19 protein-coding genes are annotated in these 19,977 nt (G+C 69.3%); 11 read left to right on the top strand and 8 right to left on the bottom strand.

Annotated features, from left to right (window positions below; translation table 11 throughout):
- Positions 1 to 2: 2 nt before the first annotated feature.
- The 4 genes from UA75_RS15720 (at position 3) to UA75_RS15710 (ending at position 2,422) form a co-directional block, all read left to right on the top strand.
- Positions 3 to 656: a TetR/AcrR family transcriptional regulator gene (locus UA75_RS15720; RefSeq protein ID WP_075740888.1), complete on the top strand. Its 654-nt coding sequence runs from the start codon at positions 3 to 5 to the stop codon at positions 654 to 656.
- A gap of 229 nt (positions 657 to 885) precedes the next feature.
- Entirely contained in the window at positions 886 to 1,167 is a 282-nt protein-coding gene (locus tag UA75_RS34550) for a DUF4158 domain-containing protein (RefSeq protein WP_232237776.1), read from the top strand.
- Entirely contained in the window at positions 1,062 to 1,427 is a 366-nt protein-coding gene (locus UA75_RS34545) for a DUF4158 domain-containing protein (protein WP_232237775.1), read from the top strand. The genes UA75_RS34550 and UA75_RS34545 overlap by 106 nt, the downstream gene beginning before the upstream one ends.
- A gap of 116 nt (positions 1,428 to 1,543) precedes the next feature.
- Positions 1,544 to 2,422, top strand: coding sequence for a MerR family transcriptional regulator (locus tag UA75_RS15710; protein ID WP_075740887.1), 879 nt, complete (start codon positions 1,544 to 1,546; stop codon positions 2,420 to 2,422).
- A 212-nt stretch (positions 2,423 to 2,634) separates the two neighbouring features.
- Here UA75_RS15710 and UA75_RS15705 read toward each other — a convergent pair whose 3' ends face one another.
- From UA75_RS15705 to UA75_RS15690, 3 genes are all read right to left on the bottom strand, one after another.
- Entirely contained in the window at positions 2,635 to 3,366 is a 732-nt protein-coding gene (locus UA75_RS15705; protein ID WP_232237774.1) for a M23 family metallopeptidase, read from the bottom strand.
- A 924-nt stretch (positions 3,367 to 4,290) separates the two neighbouring features.
- Positions 4,291 to 5,832: a choice-of-anchor A family protein gene (locus tag UA75_RS31820; RefSeq protein WP_157434209.1), complete on the bottom strand. Its 1,542-nt coding sequence runs from the start codon at positions 5,830 to 5,832 to the stop codon at positions 4,291 to 4,293.
- Between the two features lie 631 nt (positions 5,833 to 6,463).
- Entirely contained in the window at positions 6,464 to 7,099 is a 636-nt protein-coding gene (locus tag UA75_RS15690; RefSeq protein ID WP_075743850.1) for a GNAT family N-acetyltransferase, read from the bottom strand.
- Positions 7,100 to 7,409: 310 nt separating this feature from the next.
- Between UA75_RS15690 and UA75_RS15685 the strand changes: the two genes are divergently transcribed.
- Positions 7,410 to 8,558 carry a hypothetical protein gene (locus tag UA75_RS15685; protein WP_075740886.1) on the top strand — a complete coding sequence of 383 codons (1,149 nt, stop codon included), beginning with the start codon at positions 7,410 to 7,412 and terminating at the stop codon, positions 8,556 to 8,558.
- A 23-nt stretch (positions 8,559 to 8,581) separates the two neighbouring features.
- Positions 8,582 to 8,728: a CGNR zinc finger domain-containing protein gene (locus tag UA75_RS34540; RefSeq protein ID WP_404799979.1), complete on the top strand. Its 147-nt coding sequence runs from the start codon at positions 8,582 to 8,584 to the stop codon at positions 8,726 to 8,728.
- Between the two features lie 87 nt (positions 8,729 to 8,815).
- Here the strand turns inward: UA75_RS34540 and UA75_RS15675 are convergent, their stop codons facing one another.
- The 4 genes from UA75_RS15675 to UA75_RS15660 form a co-directional block, all read right to left on the bottom strand.
- Positions 8,816 to 9,760 (bottom strand): nitroreductase/quinone reductase family protein, encoded by a 945-nt coding sequence (locus UA75_RS15675; protein WP_075740885.1) that lies wholly within the window; start codon positions 9,758 to 9,760, stop codon positions 8,816 to 8,818.
- A 350-nt stretch (positions 9,761 to 10,110) separates the two neighbouring features.
- Complete coding sequence (locus tag UA75_RS15670) at positions 10,111 to 11,022, bottom strand: helix-turn-helix transcriptional regulator (protein ID WP_075740884.1); 912 nt, start codon at positions 11,020 to 11,022, stop codon at positions 10,111 to 10,113.
- A 40-nt stretch (positions 11,023 to 11,062) separates the two neighbouring features.
- Complete coding sequence (locus UA75_RS15665) at positions 11,063 to 11,854, bottom strand: SDR family NAD(P)-dependent oxidoreductase (RefSeq protein ID WP_075740883.1); 792 nt, start codon at positions 11,852 to 11,854, stop codon at positions 11,063 to 11,065.
- A 134-nt stretch (positions 11,855 to 11,988) separates the two neighbouring features.
- The gene (locus UA75_RS15660) at positions 11,989 to 12,792 is read right to left on the bottom strand and encodes an NAD(P)H-binding protein (protein ID WP_075740882.1); all 804 of its coding nucleotides are present in this window, start codon (positions 12,790 to 12,792) and stop codon (positions 11,989 to 11,991) included.
- Between the two features lie 118 nt (positions 12,793 to 12,910).
- Here UA75_RS15660 and UA75_RS15655 point away from each other — a divergent pair, with 118 nt between their 5' ends.
- From UA75_RS15655 to UA75_RS15640, 4 genes are all read left to right on the top strand, one after another.
- Positions 12,911 to 13,498, top strand: coding sequence for a TetR/AcrR family transcriptional regulator (locus UA75_RS15655; protein ID WP_075743849.1), 588 nt, complete (start codon positions 12,911 to 12,913; stop codon positions 13,496 to 13,498).
- 224 nt (positions 13,499 to 13,722) lie between these two features.
- On the top strand, positions 13,723 to 14,532 hold the full coding sequence (locus tag UA75_RS34535; protein ID WP_232237773.1) for a pentapeptide repeat-containing protein: 810 nt from the start codon (positions 13,723 to 13,725) through the stop codon (positions 14,530 to 14,532).
- An 820-nt stretch (positions 14,533 to 15,352) separates the two neighbouring features.
- Positions 15,353 to 16,918 (top strand): FAD-dependent monooxygenase, encoded by a 1,566-nt coding sequence (locus UA75_RS15645; protein ID WP_075740880.1) that lies wholly within the window; start codon positions 15,353 to 15,355, stop codon positions 16,916 to 16,918.
- Between the two features lie 269 nt (positions 16,919 to 17,187).
- Positions 17,188 to 18,369 (top strand): hypothetical protein, encoded by a 1,182-nt coding sequence (locus UA75_RS15640; protein WP_198044266.1) that lies wholly within the window; start codon positions 17,188 to 17,190, stop codon positions 18,367 to 18,369.
- On the opposite strand, the gene UA75_RS15635 is transcribed toward UA75_RS15640, so the two are convergent.
- Positions 18,275 to 19,204, bottom strand: a complete 930-nt coding sequence (locus tag UA75_RS15635) for a zinc-binding dehydrogenase (RefSeq protein ID WP_075740879.1) — start codon at positions 19,202 to 19,204, stop codon at positions 18,275 to 18,277. The two genes, UA75_RS15640 and UA75_RS15635, sit on opposite strands and share 95 nt — an antisense overlap.
- A gap of 75 nt (positions 19,205 to 19,279) precedes the next feature.
- On the opposite strand from UA75_RS15635, the gene UA75_RS15630 reads away from it, so the two are divergent.
- Entirely contained in the window at positions 19,280 to 19,963 is a 684-nt protein-coding gene (locus UA75_RS15630; protein WP_075740878.1) for a TetR/AcrR family transcriptional regulator, read from the top strand.
- The last annotated feature ends 14 nt before the right edge of the window (positions 19,964 to 19,977 follow it).

Here is a 19,977-nt window from a genome sequence, read left to right as displayed (position 1 = left end):
GCATGGCAGCAGAACTCTCCGCACACCACCGCAGGCTCGCTCAGCAGAAACGCGAGGCGATCACCACCGCAGCCACAGAACTGTTCCTGGATCGCGGCTACGACGGCACCTCACTAGCCCGGATCGCCGAAGCGGCCGGCGTCTCGAAGTCCACCCTGTTCAAGCGGTTCCCCACCAAGGCAGCCCTCTTCGAGGCCATCGTCACCGAGTCCTGGCAGCGTGACGCAGGCGACGCTGCCGCGCGGCCACAGACCGGAGACCTGCGCTCCGGGCTGACAACCGTCGGCCACCGCTATGCCGACCTGGTCGGCCAGCCCGGCATGACAGCCCTGTTCCGGATAGTCATCGCCGAACTGCCTCGTTTCCCCGAACTGGGACGGATGCAGTTCTCACTCGGCAAGCTGCCCTACTTCACCTCCGTTCAGCACTACTTGGAATCCGAGCACCAGGCGGGCAACGCTGATGTCCCGGACGCCGTGAGCGCCGCGAACCAGTTCCTCGGCATGATCGCCAACTACGTGCTGTGGCCGCGCATGCTGCTGACCGACTGGAACCCCGCAGCCTCCGACATCCACGACGCCGTCGAACAGGCCGTCCAGACCATGCTCGCCAGATACGCCCCGACCGGCCGGCCTGATCCGAGGCCGGAAGGTTGACACTGGCGCGCAATGCGCAACATCCGCGACGCCTCCACTCAGCGGCGCAGGTCGGTAAACGATCGTTTGACGACAGGCGCCGACGTGTCCAATGACGGCCTTGAGGCACAGCCGTACAGCGGTTAACGCTAAGCCGGTGATCATGGGCTTCTAGCACAGCCGATCGGCCTGGCGCGGGGGTTCGGCGGAAGATCGTTGAGTGGCTGCGGGCGTCGTTAGCGTCAGGTCCATGCCAGTGGAGTTCTTGACCGACGAGCAGGCGGCTTCGTACGGGAAGGTCAACGAGGAGCTGACCCGGCCGGAGCTGGAGCGGTTCTTCTTCCTCGACGACGAGGACCGCACACTCATCGCGAAGCGGCGCGCGGTGATCACAACCGGCTCAGGTTCGCCCTTCAGTTGTGCACCGTGTGCTACATCGGCCGGTTCCTCCCGGACGACCCGCTGGACGTTCCGTGGGCGGTGGTGCAGTACCTCGGGGAGCAGCTCGGCATCGAGGACGTCTCGTGTGTGAAGCAGTACACCGAGCGCAAGCCGACGGCGTACGAGCACGCGTGGGAGATCCGGGACGCGTACGAGTATCACGATGCGGAGTGGGCGCGGAAGTTCCGTACGTTCCTGCACGGTCGGGCGTGGACGCACGCCGAAGGGCCGGTGGCACTGTTCAACCAGGCGGTGGGCTGGCTGCGCCGGCACAGGGTGCTGCTGCCGGGGGTGTCGGTGCTGGCCCGGAAGGTGTCGGAGGTCCGTGCGCTCGCGGATGGTTCGTCGTGATCGGTCCCGGCGGCAGCTAGGGCCTGACTCCGATGGCACCTGGATGTGGTTGTTGCACATGCCGTAGCGGCATGTGGTGGAGTCGGGGCACCACAGCACGAAAGGCTCTGTCTGCGATGTACCCCTCCCTCACGCCTCCCCGACAGGTCAAGATCGGTGATGCCGCTGCGTTCGCCGGGATCACCCCACGCGCCATCCGCCACTACCACGAGATCGGTCTGCTGCCGGAGCCCGAGCGCGGCGGAGACGGCCGCCGCCGCTACGGCTATGACGACATGACCCGCCTGCTGTGGATCCGCAAGATGGCTGCTGCCGGTATCAGCCTGGACGACATGCGGGCCGCCTTCGGCGAAGCCCGGGACGAAGCTGGAGACGACGCCCTGGATATCGAGTCGGTCCTGAGCAGGCTGGAGGAAACCTTGGCGGCGCAGGAGGCCGCCATCAAACGTCGGCGCGCGGCTGTCCAGCGCCTGCAGGCGGTGGGCAGCCCGCTGGGGCTGCTCTCCGAACTGGTCACGGACCGGCTCAGCCACCTGCCCCCGGGCGCGTTGCGCCCCTCCGATCTGGACGCCCTGCTAGTCACAGAACGGATCTTCGGGCCGCTGGGCGCCGCCATCCAGGCCGGCACGTTCATCGTGCTGGCCACCCACCCCGACCTTCGGGCCGAGGAGGACCGTCTTGAGGCGGCCGAGGCCGCCCTCGACGACGGCGTCGAACCCGACGACCCGCGCGTCGAAGAACTCGCCGTACAGCGATGCGCTCACCAAATGGCCCTGAATCAGGCCATCGAGGCAGCTGGTCTCGACGCGGCCGAGGAGAAGATCTTCGAGATCTACGACGCCGACCTGAAAGGGGAGGAGGGCACAGAGATGAGTGCCGCCACAGCGATCACCAAGATGCCTTACGACTTCTCTCCTGCCCGGATGCGCTGCGTGGAACTCGCCGGACGGCTCTTCGGCGAGGCCCTTGCCGACGCCCACCCCGCGGACAGCTGATCACGTGCTCGACGTGCTCCACCGCGAGCAGGTAGCCCTGCGTATCCACGACGGCGCGTTCACCGTGATCGTTCTCAGCGCCAACGGCTGTACCGATGTTCCCCGAGGCCGTAGTGGGCGAGGTGCTCTCGGGCAGTGACCCCGGGCGTGGACGCACGAAGACGCCCGCCAGGGTGTCCTGGCGGGCGTCTCGGTGTGGGTGTTCGGTGGTCTTACTGGAGGGTGATGCCGCGCTCGGCGAGCCAGGGCTGGGGGTCGATCTTCTGACCGCCGACCTGGACCTCGAAGTGCAGGTGCGGGCCGGTGGACTGGCCCCGGTTGCCGACCGTGGCGATCTGCTCGCCCGCGGCCACCTGCTGGCCCACCGCAGCGGTGAACGACTCCACATGGCCGTAGACGGTGATCGTGCCGTCCGGCGCCTGCACCCGCACCCACTGGCCGAAGCCCGTGGCCGGGCCCGCGTTGATCACGGTGCCCTCGGTGGCCGCCACCACCGGCGTACCAATCGAGTTGGCGATGTCGACACCGTAATGCGTGGTGCCCCACCGACCACCGAAACCAGAGGTGAACGTGCCCTCCGCAGGCTTCACGAAATCAGGACGCGCCGCCGCCTCCGCAGCCGCAGCCTCCTCCGCCGCCACCCGATCAGCCTCCGCCTTGGTCTCATTCACCAACGACGTCAAACCACGAGCGGGATTGTCATAAAACGCGGGCAGCACCGACTCCGTGCTCTGGACCTCCACGAAGTTGTCGGGACCGCCGTCCTCGGCGGCACCGGCCAGCATCGGCTGGCCACCCAACAGGAACGCACCCGCCAGCGCGGAGGCGATCACGGCCTTACCTGCGCCGCGACGGGAGAACCGGGTCGTGCGGGAAGCTTCAGCGGTCGTGCGCTCCGGGGTCGCCGGGGTGGTGAACTGCCCGTTCAGAGTGGTACGGGGCATCGTCAACCTTTCCTGCGTCTCGGGGAAACGGCACAGCCACTGCGATCGGCGGGGAAAACCGACCGGCCCACACATCCCGGGGGGACTCACTCCCACACGCGGGGGGCCTTGCTTGATGCTTTTCTCGTGACCGGACCGTGACGTACAAGCCAGACCGTAAGCGCCGGTCACCCACCGCTTCCAACATCTGTGACCCAGCACCCCGCCACGCCATAACGACCCACCCGAAACTCCACAGACCGTCACAACACCAGCTCACCCACGTGGCCACAACGACGAGACCTCCGAGCGATCGCCGACCGCTTAGCCCGGCGACAAGCCCCCAGGCACGGCCTCGCGGCACCACACCTGCACCGTCCGCCCCAGTAGTGGATCGGCGCGGCGACGCAGTGTCCTCGGGACTGCCGACGAGCACGCAGCGTCGCTGGTCAGCCGCGCCGGACGGGATCCACGGCGACCGGGGAGCCGCGTTGTGCCCTGGTCGAGGCGCCGGGCCGTCTGGACAACGGGATGGCGTGCAGGCCCCGGGACAGGGGACCCGTGGACGTTCCTCGCTCACCGAGCAGGGGCTCACGCGGAGTGCCGCGACGACTCATCTGGAGGCGTGCAGGCTCGGTGCCTGCTGCTCTGTCCGGTGGAACGCCCGTCGGTAGTCGCTCGGCGACACCTCGAACTGCTTGAAGCAGTGGTGCCGGAGAGTGTTCGCCTTGTCGAGCCCGGCGAGCCGACGGTGCACGGGATGCCGCCAGACGCTGGATCATCTGGCACTCGGTCTAGTCGGGGTGAGGAGTCTCCGCATGACAACGCCCGGTGCGATGTACTCGCACCGGGCGTCAGGGTGTGACGGGACCGGGTCAGCCCCCGTCGCGCCCAAATCGCGTCGCGTTCCAGGAGGCGCCGGAGCGCGACACGGCGGGCACCGCGTCAGGACAGTCGTCGAGGACGTCGCAGGAAGACGAGGACCGAGTATGCGATCAGGACTGCGCCGAGGCCCGCCGTGAAGAGACGTCCGGAACTCGCCTGCTCGACGTGCGCGACGGGGACGACCTGCGGGGGCTCGGGGGCATGCACACTGCCGCCGCCACCCGGCTTGGTCGGCTCCGGCCTCGTCGGCTCACCGGGACTCGTGGGCTCGGTCGGTTCCGTCGGCTCACCTGGTTCTGTTGGTTCCGTGGGCTCGGTCGGGCTCGTGGGTTCGGTCGGTTCGGTCGGTTCGGTCGGTTCGGTCGGCTCCGTGGGTTCGGTCGGTTCGGTCGGCTCGGTCGGCTCCGTGGGTTCCGTCGGCTCCGTGGGTTCGGTCGGCTCGGTCGGCTCCGTCGGGGGGACGTCGTCACAAGTGATCACGTCATCCTCGAAGTACGCGGGGTGTACTTCGCCGCCGCTGACGCCGACCTCCTCGCCACCGTGCTGGAACTCCCGCACCACCACGTTGCCTTCGATGTTGCCTGCGCTGAGGTCGACGAGGCGAGCGTTGGGTGCATAGAAGGTGCCCCACACCGTCCTGCCCGTGCTCGCAGGCAACGTGATGGTGCCGCTGGTGGTGAAGTTCCACAGCATGTGCCGGGAGACCTGATTACCCTGGAAGCCGAGGTTGGGCACGCTGAAGACGTAGTCACCCTCTACCTGGACGTTGAAGATCAGCCAACGGCCTGCGGCCGGAGCCGGGCTGCCGGGAGCCAGATTGATGTTGTCGAGCACGGCGAGCTGATCGGCAGTCAGGTTCAGGATGTTCTGGCCGTCGACCAGCTCGATCGTGGCGTTGGGATCAATGCCGTTCCACGGTCCCGCGCCATTCTGGTCGAGCAGTTCCACCGTCTGCGGACAGCCGGCCAGACCGCTCGCGATACTGCGATACCCCGCGAACAATCCCGCGAAATCGATCCCGGCGGGACTCCCGACCGATTCCACCGGCTGATCGGTCTGCACGCTCACCGAGGGCAGGCTGCCCATGACGGTGCCCGCCTCCTGAATGAAGCTGAGGTTGCCTGCGTCGACCACCTCCGCACCGGAGAGGTCACCGATCTTGGCGTAGCTGTTCTGGAGCACACGCAGTTGCCCGTACATCGGGGTGTCGTCGAAGTCGATGCCTCCGCCGACCACGAGCCCCGCTGGGCGAGCGTCACCGGGGGCCACGTAGGTTCCCGGATCGTTCGCAGCCACGTTGTAGGTCCGGAACGACAGATCGCCGCCCAAGGCCACCGGGCCCTCGGTCTCGTTCTCGTAGAGCTGTGCGTCGCCTTCCACCATGACGTTGAACTGGGGATCGACGATCTGTCTCGCGAGCCCGGCGGAGGAGGGGGTCGCCGCCGTGCCGGTGGGCCCGGCAACCAGTGCCGAGCCGAGCAGTGCAGTGCCGATCAGTGCCGTCATCACGGCCAGCGCGGAGCTGGGATCTCGACCGATCCGGGCCCTGGCCATGCGTTTCGGCGACGGTTCTTTCGCAGCGCTCATGACGTTCTCTCTCACCCTTCTCTCGATACGGAGCCGCTTTCTCGGCGCGATCGACCCAGTCAGCACGTCGAATCGCCGAGTATGGCGGATCCTCGAATCCTCGATTCGATACGCCGATGATTTTTCCGAGAGATCCCTGTGTCACCCGGGCCGAGGACGGCACTGGTCAAGTGCAGGCAACTCACAGCGGAGTTATTTACCCGGTGTCGACGGCGGATTCCCAATCTCCCACGGTGTCCGGTGCGGGAGTCTCACCGATTCGAGTCCTGCGGAACAGGGAACCTATTCGTGAATCCCCCTCACGGATCGATTGTTTCGGACACCGTCGGACGATAATCGCCGGATTAGGCTCCGTCCCCGCGCCACGCCCGGCAAACACGATCGATCCGCCGGTCGTGTCAGCTGACTTGGACACTCCTCCGTCGCCGGCTCGAGCCCGGGATGGGAATCGGCGACGAGGGTGGAGCGGACCAGCACCCGGAGCGCGGACCACCCTGCTGAAGGGATCAGCACCATCCCGATGACCAGAGCCACCCCCAGCGGGAGATGGCGCTGGCGTGGGTTGGGCGTCCGTGTCCGCCAGGCGAGCTGGTCCGTCTCGGCACGGGGAGGACCGGTGTCGGCAACCGATACGGCGCGGTCGACGTCAGCCGGAGTCTTGGCCGCGCCAGTGTCGGCCGCGGCGGCGCGTCCGTGAATGCCTGCCGCGTCGGGACTGGTCCGACGGTGCGGATGTCGTGCCGTGGGGGTGGCGGACTGCGAACTCGTGAGCCGTGATGCCCATCAGCACCGGATACTTCACCTCGCCGCGCAGCAGTTCGGTGTCTCGCGGCCTGCCCTCTTCGCGGAAGCCGAGTCCGCTGTGGAGCGACAGGGAGGCGAGGTTGCCGCCGTAGATGCTGACCTCGCACTTCTGGTAACGGCGCCTGCCGAACATGAAGTTGAGCAACACGGTGATGGCGTCGCCCGCGTAACCACAGCGCCGATGTGCGGTCCCGATGCCGATGCCGTAGCTGAACCGACCCGACGCGGCGTCCGTCTGGACGGCGGACATCGACCCGACCAGCATCCGGCCGTAGAGGGTCTCGATCGCGAACCGGAAGTCGTCGCCCGAATCGGAGGGCGCGGTCCGATGCTCCGCCCAGTGCCGGTATCCGCCGATCTGCGAAGCGGGGCTGCGAGTCGAGTCTCGATCGAAACCCGTCAAGGTACGGCGGTCGGCGGGGACGATCTGGCGCAGGCGTACTTTGCGCCCGACCCAGCTCAACGCATCTGTCGGCATCGGACCGGCACGGCCCGACGGGTCCGATCGGGGCGCGTGCATCGTCATCGGCAGGGATGCTACCGGGGCAGCCTGCCCGGACGGAACAGCGCATCGTCCACATCGGACCTCAGCTCGGCTGCGGCGACGCCGGACGCCGCCCCGGCCGGGGCGGCGCATCGAGAACAGGCAGTCCCGTGAACGGCCTGCCGATCGGATCACCCTCGATGAACCATCGCCAGGACGGCACCGGATTTCATCACCACGAACGAATCACCACGCGCGTTTCGTGAGAAACGTCTGCCCACGGCGAACACTAGGCTCACGCCTCATGACCACGCAGGAGCTCCCCGAGACCACGACGGCGACGTCGAGCGAGGCAGCCGCCAAGACGAACACCTGCAACTATCCCGGCTGTGAGCGCGCGGTGCATCGAGGCGCGGGACCCGGCAGACCGTCGGAGTACTGCGATCTTGCGGAGCACACCCGGTGGCGGGCCTGGCGAGAGCGACAGCGGCTCTCCCAGGAGGGGAACGACGTCACGAGTAACGTCACCGTGACGAAACAGGCTGGACCGGTCACCGCCGCGAAGATCAGGGCTGATGACCTGCTGACGCAGTTTCGCGGGTTGGCGACCCAGGTCAGCAAGACCATGCAGCAGGCCGTGGCCGAGCTGAACACCCTGGCCGACCCCGGAGTCGCCGAAGAGCAGATTCAGGCGACGCAGGCCGACGCGACCCGGCGGATCGCCGAGGCCGAATCGGGTATCGCCGAGGCCGAGCGGCGTCGGCGGGCCGCAGAGAAGGACCGCACCGAGGCCATGGCCGCTGCCGACGACGCGAGCGCCGCCGCGGAGCAGGCGGAACGTGCCGCCGAGATCGCCCAGGACGAGCTGCGCGACCTGCAGGGCCGCATGGAAGCGGCGATCCGGCAGGCCGCAGCCGATGTCGAGGCGGCGCGGAACGAGGCCGAGGTGGAGACCGCCCGAATCCGCCGAGCGGCCGACGAGCGAGTAGAAGGCATCCGCGAAGCGGCCGTGCGCGACACCGAGCAGGCCCGCCGCGCCGCCGCTCAGGAGATCACCGAGGCGAGGCGGCTCGCCGCCGAGGAGATCGCGGAGGAGCGCGCCGCCCGAGAGCAGGCCGTGGTGCGCGCAGAGCGAGCAGAGGTGTCCGCTCAACAGGCCGAGCAGACGGCGAGCGATGCCCGCACCGAGGTGGAGCGAGTCCGAGCCGAGCTCGCCGATGCTCGGCGACTCGCCACGACCGAGGCCGAGCGACTGCACGCGGAGGCCGCCGACCAACGCGCCGACCTGCTGCGGGCCGCTGCCGACGCCCGCACCGCCGCCGAAGAACGGCTGCGAGCCTTCGAGGAGGTCCGCGCCCTCGCGTTGGCGCGCGCCGAACGCGCCGAGGCTCAGCTCGACGCGCTGACCGAGCAGTTGCGGCGAGCAGGCGAGGCCGCTGCGGAGACGAACTGACTCCGGCTACGAGCAACGATGCTGTGCGGGCGCCAGCGTCGCTTCGCCCGGACTGCGTCCTGCACTTCCACGACGTCTCCCGCTCGGGCGATCGACGCTGGTGTTCCATGGCCGTGTGTGGAAACCGCTTCCAGGCGCGACGGCACAGCTCCCGGCTCCGTGAACGCTGACAACGGGCCGGAGCCGGTGGGGCGGGGAGACTCCCGTCCCCACCTCCACCCCGGCGTCCCCGCCGAACGGCGGACACCGGCTGCTCGCTAGCGCCCCGGCAGCGGAATCGCGGCCAGGATGGGAAGCACGGTCTCCTCCTCGTAGTCCAGGTGCGCGATCAACTCTCGTGACATGCGGTCCAGCTCCGTGCGGAACCGGCGGGCGTCGGTCGTGCCTATCTCGGTCAGCAGGGTGAGGATCTCCTCCTTGATGCGGCGGACCGTCCGGTGTTCCTCCCGAAGACGGTCCACGGCCGCGCGCAACTGCGGCTGATGCTCGGCGATGGCGGGGAGGACATGCGCGTCCTCACTGGTGTGATGGAACTCCAGCGTCTCGCAGAAGGCCAGGCAGTGCTGTCGGATCTGCATGCCGAGTCCGGGCGCGGGCGGCGCGCCCGGCCCCTGGTGGGCTGCGCGCGCGGCGAGGTGTGCGTCGGTCTCGGCGACAAGGTGCCGCAACTGGCCGCGAAGCCACGCGTGGACTGCCAGGAGCTTGTCGGCGAGGGTGGTGATCCCGCGAGGACTCCCGTCGCCGGTGTGCTCGGCCGAGTGCGCGTCGCCGCGTTCCAACACCACGACCGGCAGCGGGCGGGTGGTGCGGTCCTGATAGTCGCGATAGCCCGGCACCGCCGCCACGACCTGCCGAAACAGACGCTCGCGCCGTGCGCCTTCTGCCGGGACCGCGATCGCCTCGAACGTCTCGGTGCCGATCTCCACTCGGACCGACGGATGAGCGAGCAGGTTGTGATACCAGGCCGGATGGCGGGGCGCGCCGAGGTTGGAGCCGACGACCAGCAGCCGGTCGCCGTCCCGCACATAGCCGAGGGGGACGGTCGACTCACTGCCGGTTCGTGCTCCGGTGGTGGTCAGCAACAACAGGTCGCCGCCCGCCAAGGGGCCGCCGACCGTGCCGCCGTTCGCGCGGAACTCGGTGATGACGGAGTCGTGGAAGGAGTCTCGGGTGACGGAGTCACCGGGGGAGGAGCTGGACATGCGTGTTCGGTTCTCCCGGAAGTCGAGGGGTCGCGTGATCGCGACGAGAAGAGGACGACAGGCGCAGCCGAGATCGCACGGCCGTGCTGTCGCGGCCGAGACCTCGATCGGGCAGCAGAGACCGCCGACCGCCCCGAGGGTTCTGGTCGGTCTAGACGATCGGCGAGGTCATGGACTCGAGACGACGGTGCCGGGCACGGCAGTACGGGAAGGGCGCACGCGGAGGCGCCGCCTGGGTCAGACGCAGGATGCGGAGAGTGAACTCATGACACGATCCCTTGGCGAAGGTGACCGCCCGACTGCCGACCTGCCCACTGCTCTCTGGTCGGCGTCACGCGACACAGAAGCGATTAGAGCTCCTCTGCTCGCCTTGTGTCAAACCCCGACCGGCTCGACGCCTCAGGGGCGCAGGCAGCTTCCGGAACGGCCCAGGCGAGCAGCAGCCGCAGGGCGTCGTGCGAGGGGCTGCCCGGTTCGGCGGCGTACATGAGCAGCGCCTGACTCGGGTCGCCCGCCGCGCGCAGGGTCTCGTACTCCAGTGTCAGCTCGCCTGCCACCGGATGGTGGAACCGTTTGATGCCCGAGGTGCCGTCCTGCACGGGGTGTTGGGCCCACCAGCGGCGGAAGTCCTCGCTCTTCATGGAGAGCTCGCCGATCAGGCCCGCCAGCTGCGGGTCGTCGGGATGCAGACCTGCCTCCATGTGCAGGTATGCCACGTTCTCGCGAGCGCAGGCCGTCCAGTCCGCGTACAGCCGACGGGACTCGGGATTCAGAAAGGTCATGCGGGCGATGTTGCGGTCGGCCGGGTCCAGCTCGGCGAAGTCGCCGAACAGCGCACAGGCGGCGTCGTTCCAGGCCAGGACGTCCATCCGGCGGCCGCGGATCACCGCGGGCACGTCCACCAGTTCGTCAAGCAGCCGTCGGAGCATGGGGCGCACCGTCTGCGGCACGGTTCTGCGGCGAGCGGTCCTTCTGGCGGACGACTGCGGCCTGGCGAGTCGGTGCAGATGCCGGGTCTCCTCCGCGTCCAATCGCAGGGCGCGAGCGAGCGCGTCGAGGACGGCATCCGATGGATTGGCCACCCGGCCCTGTTCCATACGGGTGTAGTAGTCGACGCTGACCCCGGCGAGCTGGGCGATCTCCTCGCGGCGAAGCCCCGAGACCCGACGTCGCCCCCCGATGCTCGGCAGGGAGACGACGTCGGGGCTCAGTCCGGAACGCCGGGCACGTAAGAACTCGCCCATGGTCGACGCGCTGTTCATCGGCCCAGTATGTCCTTCTCTCGGCGTCCTGGATCGAGGCTCAGGAGCCGGGCAGCGCGGTGACCAGTCCGCCGTCCACCAGAAGGTCCTGGGCGGTGATGTAGGAGGACTGTGGGGACAGCAGGAAGGCCACGGCCTCGGCGACGTCCGAGGACTGGCCGAGTCGGTTCAGCGGCACGGTGGCGGCGATGGCGTCCTGCGCCGCCTGTTCAGGGGCGAACCCGGTGAACATGTCGGTGACGATGTAGCCGGGGCTGACCGAGTTGACTCGGATGTTCCGGCCTGCCAGGTCGGCGCCCAGCGTCCGTGCCAGGTTGTGGACGGCGGCCTTGCTGGCCGCGTACACCGGTGCGACGGCCATGCCCCGATGCAGCGTCCAGGAGGCGTTGATCACGATGGAGCCGCCGCCCGCCGCGTCGAGCAGTGGCAGCGCCTGCTGGATGGTGAAGAACACTCCCTTGAAGTTGACGTCGACGACGTGGTCGAAGGCCGCCTCGGAGACCTCCTCGGCTCGTTGGAAAGCGCCCACCCCCGCGTTGGCGAACACGCCGTCCAGCCTGCCGTGCCGCTCCCGAATGACCTCGGCCAGGCCCTCGAGATCGGTGAGGTCGGCCGAGTCCGCGCGCACGGTGAGGAGTCGGGCGTCGTCGGCGGCCCGGCTCAGCCGTTCGGCGGCCGAGGCGAGCCGTCCCTCGTCTCGGCCGGTGATGACCACATGGGCATTGCGTTCCAGCAGCAGTCGCGCGGTGGCCAGGCCCATGCCCGTCGTGCCGCCGGTGACCAGCACTACCCGGTCGCGGAAATCGGGGACTGCGGTGTCGATCTCGGTCATGGACGTCACTCTGGTTCGTGAGCCGCTGTGCACACCAGGTCCGAATCATCCTGGGTCTGGCAGGACCACCCTGACGACCGCGAGCGGCCCGAGACGGCGGCCGCCGGCGATGACGTCAGGGCGGGCCCACGGAGTCAGCGGAAGGAGTCCGCGTTGGCCGCCGCCCACTCGGCGAAGGTCGTGCCGGGGCGCCCCATGAGGTCTTGGAACGTGGTGGTGGACCGGTGAGGCTCGGCCACGAGATCGGCCATGCCGCCGACGTACCAGCTCCCGAACTCGCCCATGGTCGCGGCGTACAGCTCGACCGCCTGTTCGTGGGACAATTCCTCATAGGGAATGTGCCGACCGAGTGCGCGCCCGATGCAGCGGAGCATCTCCGCCCGACTGATCGTCTCCGGCCCCGTCAGCTCGTAGGCCCTGCCCAGGTGTCCGTCCTCCAGGAGCATGGCGGCAGCGACGACCGCGATGTCCTCCAGCGCGATGGCAGCGCCTGCGGAGTCGGGGTAGGCGTCCCGCACGCGACCCGTGTCGCGAATCTGGTCGACCCAGCTCAGCCGATTGGTCATGAACTCGCCCGGTTCTAGATGCGTCCAGGCGATCCCGGACTGTTCGACGGCCTCCTCGATGCAGTACCACCAGGTGTCCTTGCCGCCCGCCACGTCGACGACACGCTCCACGCCCGACGAGGCGGCGAGTCGCATGACCTCGACGACGGTCTTCGGCAGCGGCGCGAGGTACATGCGGTCGACACCCTCCAACGCCCTCGGCAGCGTCTCGACACGCCCGAGGTAGCCCTCGACGACCTCGACCTCCGGGGGCAGGGCCGCCCGCACCGGGTCGGCGGTCAGGACCCGCACCTCGTCGGCGTCCGCCCGTAACAGCTCGTCGACGACCAGCCTGCCGATGTTCCCTGTTCCACCGGTCACCAGGATTCGCATTCGTGCCCTCCCGTTCCTTGCACACCACTAAATAGATCTTCAAGCTACCTTAATGGTCCTTTTGAGGTCCATTCCGGTGCTGTCGGGAAGCAGCTCTGCTGCCGATAGCATGCGCGGCATGAACGACCCGGCCTTGGAGTCGAGAACACGCGGCCGCACGCAGCGGGCCATCCTCAGTGCGGCGGCGTCGGTACTCGCGCGCAACCGCACCGCGACCCTGCCCGAGATCGCCGAGGCCGCAGGCGTCAGCCGCACGACCCTGCGCCGGTACTTCCCGGATCGTGACGGGCTGATCAGCGCAGCAGTCGAGGACTCCGTCGAGGCGATCGAGCAGGCCGTGGCCGATGCCGAGATCGAACAGGGCGCTCCTGCCGAGGCGATGCGCAGGCTCGTCGCAGCCATGGTGTCCGTCGGTGACCGGTTGATGTTCCTGTTCGCCGACCCGCAGATACTGGAGGGGCACGGCGGCGCCAACGGCGTGCCAGCGCCGCCTTCGGCACCTGACGACCCGGTCATCGCGCTTATCGAACGAGGTCAGGCCGAGGGTGTCTTCGACCGCGAGGTCACCCCCGACTGGATTCAGCGCGTCCTCTGGTCGTTGGTCTACACCGGCTACGAAGAGGCGGACCAGGGACGGCTCTCCCGACACGGGGTGACGAGCGTCGTGATCAGGACCCTGGAGAACGGCATCCGGGTCGAGAACTGACGAGATACCAGGATCGACGTGATGCACCTGACTCCCGGCCCACGGGCGAGGGTCAGGGGTGTCGGGCCCGCCCACGTCGCCCCGGGACCCGACCGACGCCCGGAGCCGCCTAGACTGCCTCTCCCGACCAGAACCGTCGTGGACCCGCCGCTCCTGGCGACACGAAAACCACGACAGCCGCCCGACCGGAAGCGACCCACCCGGTGCCCGAGAATCTCCCGGCCGTGTCTTTCGACGGCCGCCGCAACCTGCTGGCCGACTGCGCGAACTGCTTCGCGTTGTGCTGCGTCGCCCTGCCCTTCACCGCGTCGAAGGACTTCGCGATCACCAAGGCCGCAGGCACCGCCTGCCCGAACCTGCGGAAGGACTTCGGCTGCGGCATTCATGCCGACCTGCGACAGCGAGGCTTCGCAGGCTGCACCTCGTTCGACTGCCTCGGCGCCGGGCAGCGCGTGTCCCAGACCACCTTCGGCGGCCGAGACTGGCGAGCGGCCCCGGACACCGCCGGACAGATGTTCGCCGTGCTCCCGGTCATGCGCAGGCTTCACGAGCTGCTCTGGTATCTGTCTGAGGCGCTGACCCTGCCCTCGGCCGTACCACTCCGTCCAGCGGTCCGTGACCTGCGAGATCGCATCGAAGGTCTCACCAGAGGCACTCCGAAGGAACTGCTCGCGGTGGACTTGGCCGCGCAGCACGACGAGGTCGACACGGTGTTGCGGCGGACCAGCGAACTGGTGCGAGCGGGAGTGCCCGGCAGGCGGAAGAGCCGCCGGAAAGCCGACCTCATCGGTGCGAGACTGCGCGGCGCCGACCTGCGGGGAGCCGACCTGCGAGGGACGTATCTCATCGCCGCCGATCTGACCGACGCCGACCTGAGTTCGGCGGATCTGATCGGCGCGGATCTCCGGGACGCCCGGCTGCACGGCGCGAACCTGGCCGACAGCCTCTTCCTCACCCAACCCCAGGTCAACTCCGCCGACGGCGACGCCGCCACCCGGCTTCCCGCGATCCTCGCCCGCCCCGCGCACTGGTAGTCCGTCGCGGCCGGCATGATCGTCGCGGCCCCGGGCGGCACGGGCGAGCGCGTGGCGGACCGCCTCGGCTCCTCAGGCGTCGACGAGGCGCATCGGGCCACCGTCACGGCCCCTCGGCCGACGGCCCCGCCACTGCCCTGGCCGGGTATTCGGGCTTGTCTCGACCGAAGGTGGCGCGGGCCGACGGCCGGTATGAGCATCCGATCCTGGTAACAGTCGGCACGATGCCTTCGGTGCGCATCCGAGATGCGTCTCGTGAGTGCAGTCCGGAATCGTCGCGCTGCTCGCGGTACGGCACCGACGGGCGGGCAGAACCCGGAATCGAGAATCGTCCGACCTGGGATCACGAGAATTCGCCTTCTCAAAGGACGACATTCCGGAATTGCTCTCGAAGGAATTCGAAGGGCAGGATTTCGGTTGCCGGACGGAATCCCGGCGGGGCCGCGAGCAGGCTCCGAACGGTCATCATCGACCGCGCCGATCAGCGCCCGTCAGGAGACCTGATCGCGAATTCGACCGCAGCAGCCCCACCCGACTCGCGCACGGGCGCCGCGTTCCCGCCGGGCAGCGAGTGCTCTCGCGCGGCACCGACAGGGCGGGCGACTGCGGACGCAGACCAGGGGAGAGGGGGGACCGACTCACCTTGTCCCACTCTCAATTTATAGCGCACCGGGGGGCTTGCGGCAAGACCCGGGTCATGCCGCAGAATCACCGGCCGAGCTCGACGACGGCGAAAACGGGAGCAACTGAAGTGCGAATGTCTTCATCAGGGACCGAGTCAGATGAAAAGGGCGACGAAGGACCACGAAGGGAATGGCCGGTGATCGACGTCGACGTGGTCATCGTGGGGGCGGGCCCGGTCGGTCTCCTGCTGGCCGGGGAACTGCGGCGGGCCGGAGTGCGGCCGCTGGTGTTGGAGCGACAGCCGCAGACCCGGGACATCCCGAGGGCCAACGGTCTCAGCGGTCAGATCCTGGAACTGCTGCGCTATCGAGGCTTGTTGGACCGGTTCGAAGCGGCAGGCGTCGGCCCCGCCCACCCGGCTCCCCGGTTTCCGTTCGGTGAGGTGCATCTGGACTTCACCGGCCTGGCAGACCCCCCGTTGCGGGGACTGCACCTCCCGCAACCGCAGCTCGAACGCCTGCTCGACGAACACGCCCGCGAACTCGACGTCGACATCCGCCGTCGACAGGAGATCATCGGGGTCAGTCAGGACGGCGACACGGTGACCGCGGAGGTGCACGGCCCGGACGGGCCGTACCAGGTGAGGTCCCGATATCTCGTCGGCTGCGACGGAGCACGCAGCCGGGTGCGCGACCGGGCGGGAATCCCGTTCCCCGGCACGACCTACCCCGAGGTCAACCGCCTCGGCCAGGTCACCACGCCCGATGCGGTGGCCGTGTTCGACGACGGCCACCTCGACGTCCCCGGACTCGGCCGGATTCGTCCGAGCTTCATCAGGACGGATCGTGGTGTGTTCGGCATCGGCGCGCTCACCGCCGAGATGCTGCTCGTCTCCACCACCGAGTTCGAGCCCGCCGAAACCGACGACGACACGCCGATGAGCCTGACCGAGTTGCAAGACAGCATTCGCCGCGTGCTCGACATCGACATCCCGCTGGGAGATCCGATCCGGCTGTCGCGCTATCGATCTGAGGCTCGGCAGGCCGCGCGGTACCGCGACGGGCGGATCATGCTGGCAGGCGACGCGGCCCACCTGTTCCCGGCGACGGGCGTCGGCCTCAACGCAGGCATGCTCGACGCGGTGAACCTCGCTTGGAAGCTGGCCGCGGACCTGCACGGCTGGGCGCCGCCCGGCCTGCTGGACACGTATCACGACGAACGACACGTCGCGGGCGCCCGCACGATGCTGCACACCCAGGCTCAGGTCGCCCTGCGGCGCGGACAGGACGCGGCAGCGCAGGCCTTGCGGGAGGTCTTTCTCGAACTGTTCGTCGACGAGCAGCCGTTGCGGCGCATCGGAGCCCTCATCTCGGGCGCCGACATCCGCTACCCGGTACCCGATCCGGATCACCACGCCCTGGCAGGCACCTTCGCCCCGGACCTCGCCCTGCATACCGACCAGGGCGCGACCAGCGTCGCGGAACTGCTGCACTCCGCACGGCCCGTACTCCTCGACCTCGCCGACCGCCAGGATCTCCGCGACATCGCCCGAGGCTGGCAGCATCGAGTGGACGTCCGCAGCGCCGAGGCGGAGTCACGACCGGCCGACGCCCTCCTGATCCGTCCGGACGCCCACATCGCCTGGGCCGCGACCGTCGACGAACCCGTCGACACCGCCTCGGCCGGGCTGCGGGACGCACTGGCCCGCTGGTTCGGCGCCCCACGGGAGACGCCGATGCCCGTGGCCGACCCGCCCGCCTGATCAGCGAACCTCGACAGGGCCGTCGATCGGCGGCGGCCGACGCCGTCTCGGCTCACGTCCGGTCGGGCGATGACACCGACGGCCACGCCTGTTCGTCATCGCCTGGCACCGGGCGTGCCGAGATTCGCCGACGGTCAGCCGCCGCTCGGACGACGGCAGAACCGTCGCGTGGTCGAGCGCGGTGACGGCAGGACTCGGCCGAGCAGAGCGAGATCATCGGCGACGACCCGGTGCGCGGCGGCCGTGCTCCCGCGTGATGCACTCCCCGGATGGACCGACGCACGGTACTCGCGCTCTATGACCAGCAGATTCGTCGTGATCCGACGCCGGACACCCCGAACGGCCGGATCGAGCGCGACGGCGAGGTCACCCGCTGCGTCTCCGACGACGGGTGGGCCGGGGTGACCTGGTGCGGTCCCGACCACGCCGACGTCGATGCGGTCATCGCCGCGCAGGTCGAGCGGTTCGCGGCGGCGGGCAGGCCGTGGGAGTGGAAGCACTACTCCTACGACCGGCCCGCGAGTCTGCCCGAGCGGCTGATCGCCGCCGGGTTCACGGCGCAGCCCGCCGAGACGCTGCTCGTCGCCGAGATCACCGAACTCGCCATCGAGCCGTCCCCACCGTCGGGCGTGCGGCTGAGTGCCGTCGCCGACGCCCGCGATGTCGCCGAGCTGGTGTCCGTCCACGACGAGGTCTTCGGCGGCGATCACTCCGAGTCGGGTCGGGCACTCGTCGCCGATCTGCACCGACAGCCCCGCGCCGTCGAGGGAGTGCTCGCCGTCGCCGGGGGCGGACTGTCGCCGAAGGCCGGGTCGAGTTTCCCGAGGGCACGGACTTTGCCGGGCTCTGGGGCGGGGCGACGCTGCCCGCCTGGCGCGGTCGAGGCGTGTTCCGGGCGATGGTCGCGCATCGCGTCGCGCTCGCCGCAGCCAGGGGATACCGCTATCTCCAGGTCGACGCCTCCCCGGAGAGCGCGCCGATCCTTCGTCGTCTCGGCTTCATGGAACTGGCCACCACGACCCCGTTCCGCCACGGCGGAGACCCGTCCCGACCTCGGTGACCAGCGGACGCCAGGCCCGCGGAGCCGCTCCGACGCTGAACCGTGGCGACCCGCGGGCACGGGGCAGGCGGGAGCGATACGCAGCCCGGCGTGCCGTGGGGAACGCGGGGTCCTCGACTTCGGCGAGCCTCGCCCGCTCGACCCCGATCCCGATCCCGATCCCGATCCCGATCCCGAACGCAGCACGGGATGCCGCACCGAACACGGCGGTCCTGCGGGATCTGCCCGCTGGGACGACGAGCGCCCGCCCGAGGCGACCTGGACCACCGTGACCGGCTACGACGGCGCCCCAGGACTCAGCCGATCTCGAGAACCGCCTTGCCGTGCAGGCGGCGGCCGAGCAGGGTGGCGACCGCCTCGTCAATCCGATCCCATCCGCCGCGCCAGCTGATCTGGGGGTCCAGCTCGCCCGCCGACACGCGAGCGGCCAGCCAAGTCAGGTCGGGCGCGAGGCCTCGGCAGGCCCCGAGATAGAACGTCACGATCGACCGGTCGTGCCTGCCCTGGTCCGCATACAGGGCGCCGTGCGGGAAATGCTCGCCCGCGTCGGTGACGTGCCCGACCGACACGAGGGTGCCGCCCTCGGCCAGGCTTCCGTAGGCGTCGACGAGCTGCGGTCCGCCCACCAGGTCCACGACGCCGTCGACCTGGCCGTCGAACTCCAACGACCCAGACACCACTTCGTGGGCGCCGAGGGCACGCAGGTCGTCGCCGTGGTGGTCCGGGTCTCCGGTGGCGGCCAGGACGTAGGCGCCGCCGAGCCGGGCGAGCTGCACGGTGTACCGGCCGACGCCGCCGGTGGCACCGGTGACGAGCACCCGCCTGCCGAGGATCGGGCCGAGACGGTGCAGCGCGCGCAGGGCGCTGCCGCCCGCGACGGGAACGGTGCTGAGCGCACCGAGGTCGGCGCCGTCGGGCGCAGTCCCGATGAAGTCCGTGTCCACCGCACGGCGCTCCGCCCAGGCCCCGTCGGCGCCGAAGGTCACCACCGGCGCACCGACGGCCGGACCGGTCCCGTCGGCGGCGGCACGCTCGACGACCCCGGTGGCATCCCAGCCGAGCACGGTGCCCTCCGGGCTGCTCTCGACGAGGTGCCGCACTTCGCCGAAGTTGAGGGAGGACGCGGTCACCCGGATCAACGCCTGGTGGGGAGCAGGCTCGGGCTCGGGAGCCGCCCCGATTCGGAGTCCGCCAGGCACCGATCGGTCAACCAGCAGGGCACGCATGTGATCACCTCTCGTAACTGCCACTGAGTGGCATCAGCCTACAAGGGGCAGTTGCTACCGGTTAGGGTGGTCTGCATGAGCACGTCCTCCCCGTCGAGCGCGCCGTCCGCATCCCCGGCGGACCGGCTCACGCTGCGCGAGCGCAAGAAGCTGCGCACCCGGCGGGAGCTGATCGACACGGCCCTGGACCTGTTCACCGAGAAGGGCTTCGAAGGCACGACGCTGGACGAGCTGTGTGCCGAGGTCGAGGTCTCCAAGCGCACGTTCTTCCGCAATTTCGGCAGCAAGGAAGACGTGGCGATGGCCCCGACCCAGGATCTCTGGGCGGCCTTCATCGAGGAGCTGAAGTCCTGCGATCCCCGGGGACGGCCGCTGATCGAGGTACTGCGGGACGTCCTGCTCGCCGCACTGGATCAGATGACGGCCGAGGGCTGGGCGCGTCGCGTGCTGCTCAGCAGGCACCTCACCGAGCGGACGCCGTCGATGGACGCGCACGGACTCCACTTCTGTGACCGCACCACCCGCGCCGCCGCTGAGATCGTGCGCAGGCGGATCATGCTGTCGGGTGCGCCGGACCTGCGCCTTCGTCTCGCGCTGGACATGATGGTGGCCGCCTTCCACTCCGCGATGGACGAGTGGAGCTGCCTGCCGGGAAACCCGTCGCGAGAGGCGCTGGCGGCCTGCTTCCGGCGGGCCTGTGAGGCCATCCCCGGCAGCATCACCATGACGGCGGACCTGCGGGAACCGGCTGCGAACTGATCCGGCCCGATACA

The sequence above is a fragment of the Actinoalloteichus sp. GBA129-24 genome, from assembly GCF_001941645.1.
GTDB lineage: Bacteria > Actinomycetota > Actinomycetes > Mycobacteriales > Pseudonocardiaceae > Actinoalloteichus_A > Actinoalloteichus_A fjordicus.
Note: the sequence above shows the minus strand (reverse complement) of the source record. Positions and strands in the feature narration are given on the sequence as shown.

Excerpts from the sequence above, each read along its gene's own strand:
- UA75_RS15720 (WP_075740888.1), top strand. The coding sequence starts at position 3 with ATGGCAGCAGAACTCTCCGCACACCACCGCAGGCTCGCTCAGCAGAAA.
- UA75_RS34550 (WP_232237776.1), top strand. The coding sequence starts at position 886 with ATGCCAGTGGAGTTCTTGACCGACGAGCAGGCGGCTTCGTACGGGAAG.
- UA75_RS15710 (WP_075740887.1), top strand. The coding sequence starts at position 1,544 with ATGTACCCCTCCCTCACGCCTCCCCGACAGGTCAAGATCGGTGATGCC.
- UA75_RS15705 (WP_232237774.1), bottom strand. The coding sequence starts at position 3,366 with ATGCCCCGTACCACTCTGAACGGGCAGTTCACCACCCCGGCGACCCCG.
- UA75_RS15690 (WP_075743850.1), bottom strand. The coding sequence starts at position 7,099 with ATGCCGACAGATGCGTTGAGCTGGGTCGGGCGCAAAGTACGCCTGCGC.
- UA75_RS15685 (WP_075740886.1), top strand. The coding sequence starts at position 7,410 with ATGACCACGCAGGAGCTCCCCGAGACCACGACGGCGACGTCGAGCGAG.
- UA75_RS15675 (WP_075740885.1), bottom strand. The coding sequence starts at position 9,760 with ATGTCCAGCTCCTCCCCCGGTGACTCCGTCACCCGAGACTCCTTCCAC.
- UA75_RS15670 (WP_075740884.1), bottom strand. The coding sequence starts at position 11,022 with ATGAACAGCGCGTCGACCATGGGCGAGTTCTTACGTGCCCGGCGTTCC.
- UA75_RS15665 (WP_075740883.1), bottom strand. The coding sequence starts at position 11,854 with ATGACCGAGATCGACACCGCAGTCCCCGATTTCCGCGACCGGGTAGTG.
- UA75_RS15660 (WP_075740882.1), bottom strand. The coding sequence starts at position 12,792 with ATGCGAATCCTGGTGACCGGTGGAACAGGGAACATCGGCAGGCTGGTC.
- UA75_RS15655 (WP_075743849.1), top strand. The coding sequence starts at position 12,911 with ATGAACGACCCGGCCTTGGAGTCGAGAACACGCGGCCGCACGCAGCGG.
- UA75_RS15640 (WP_198044266.1), top strand. The coding sequence starts at position 17,188 with ATGGACCGACGCACGGTACTCGCGCTCTATGACCAGCAGATTCGTCGT.
- UA75_RS15635 (WP_075740879.1), bottom strand. The coding sequence starts at position 19,204 with ATGCGTGCCCTGCTGGTTGACCGATCGGTGCCTGGCGGACTCCGAATC.
- UA75_RS15630 (WP_075740878.1), top strand. The coding sequence starts at position 19,280 with ATGAGCACGTCCTCCCCGTCGAGCGCGCCGTCCGCATCCCCGGCGGAC.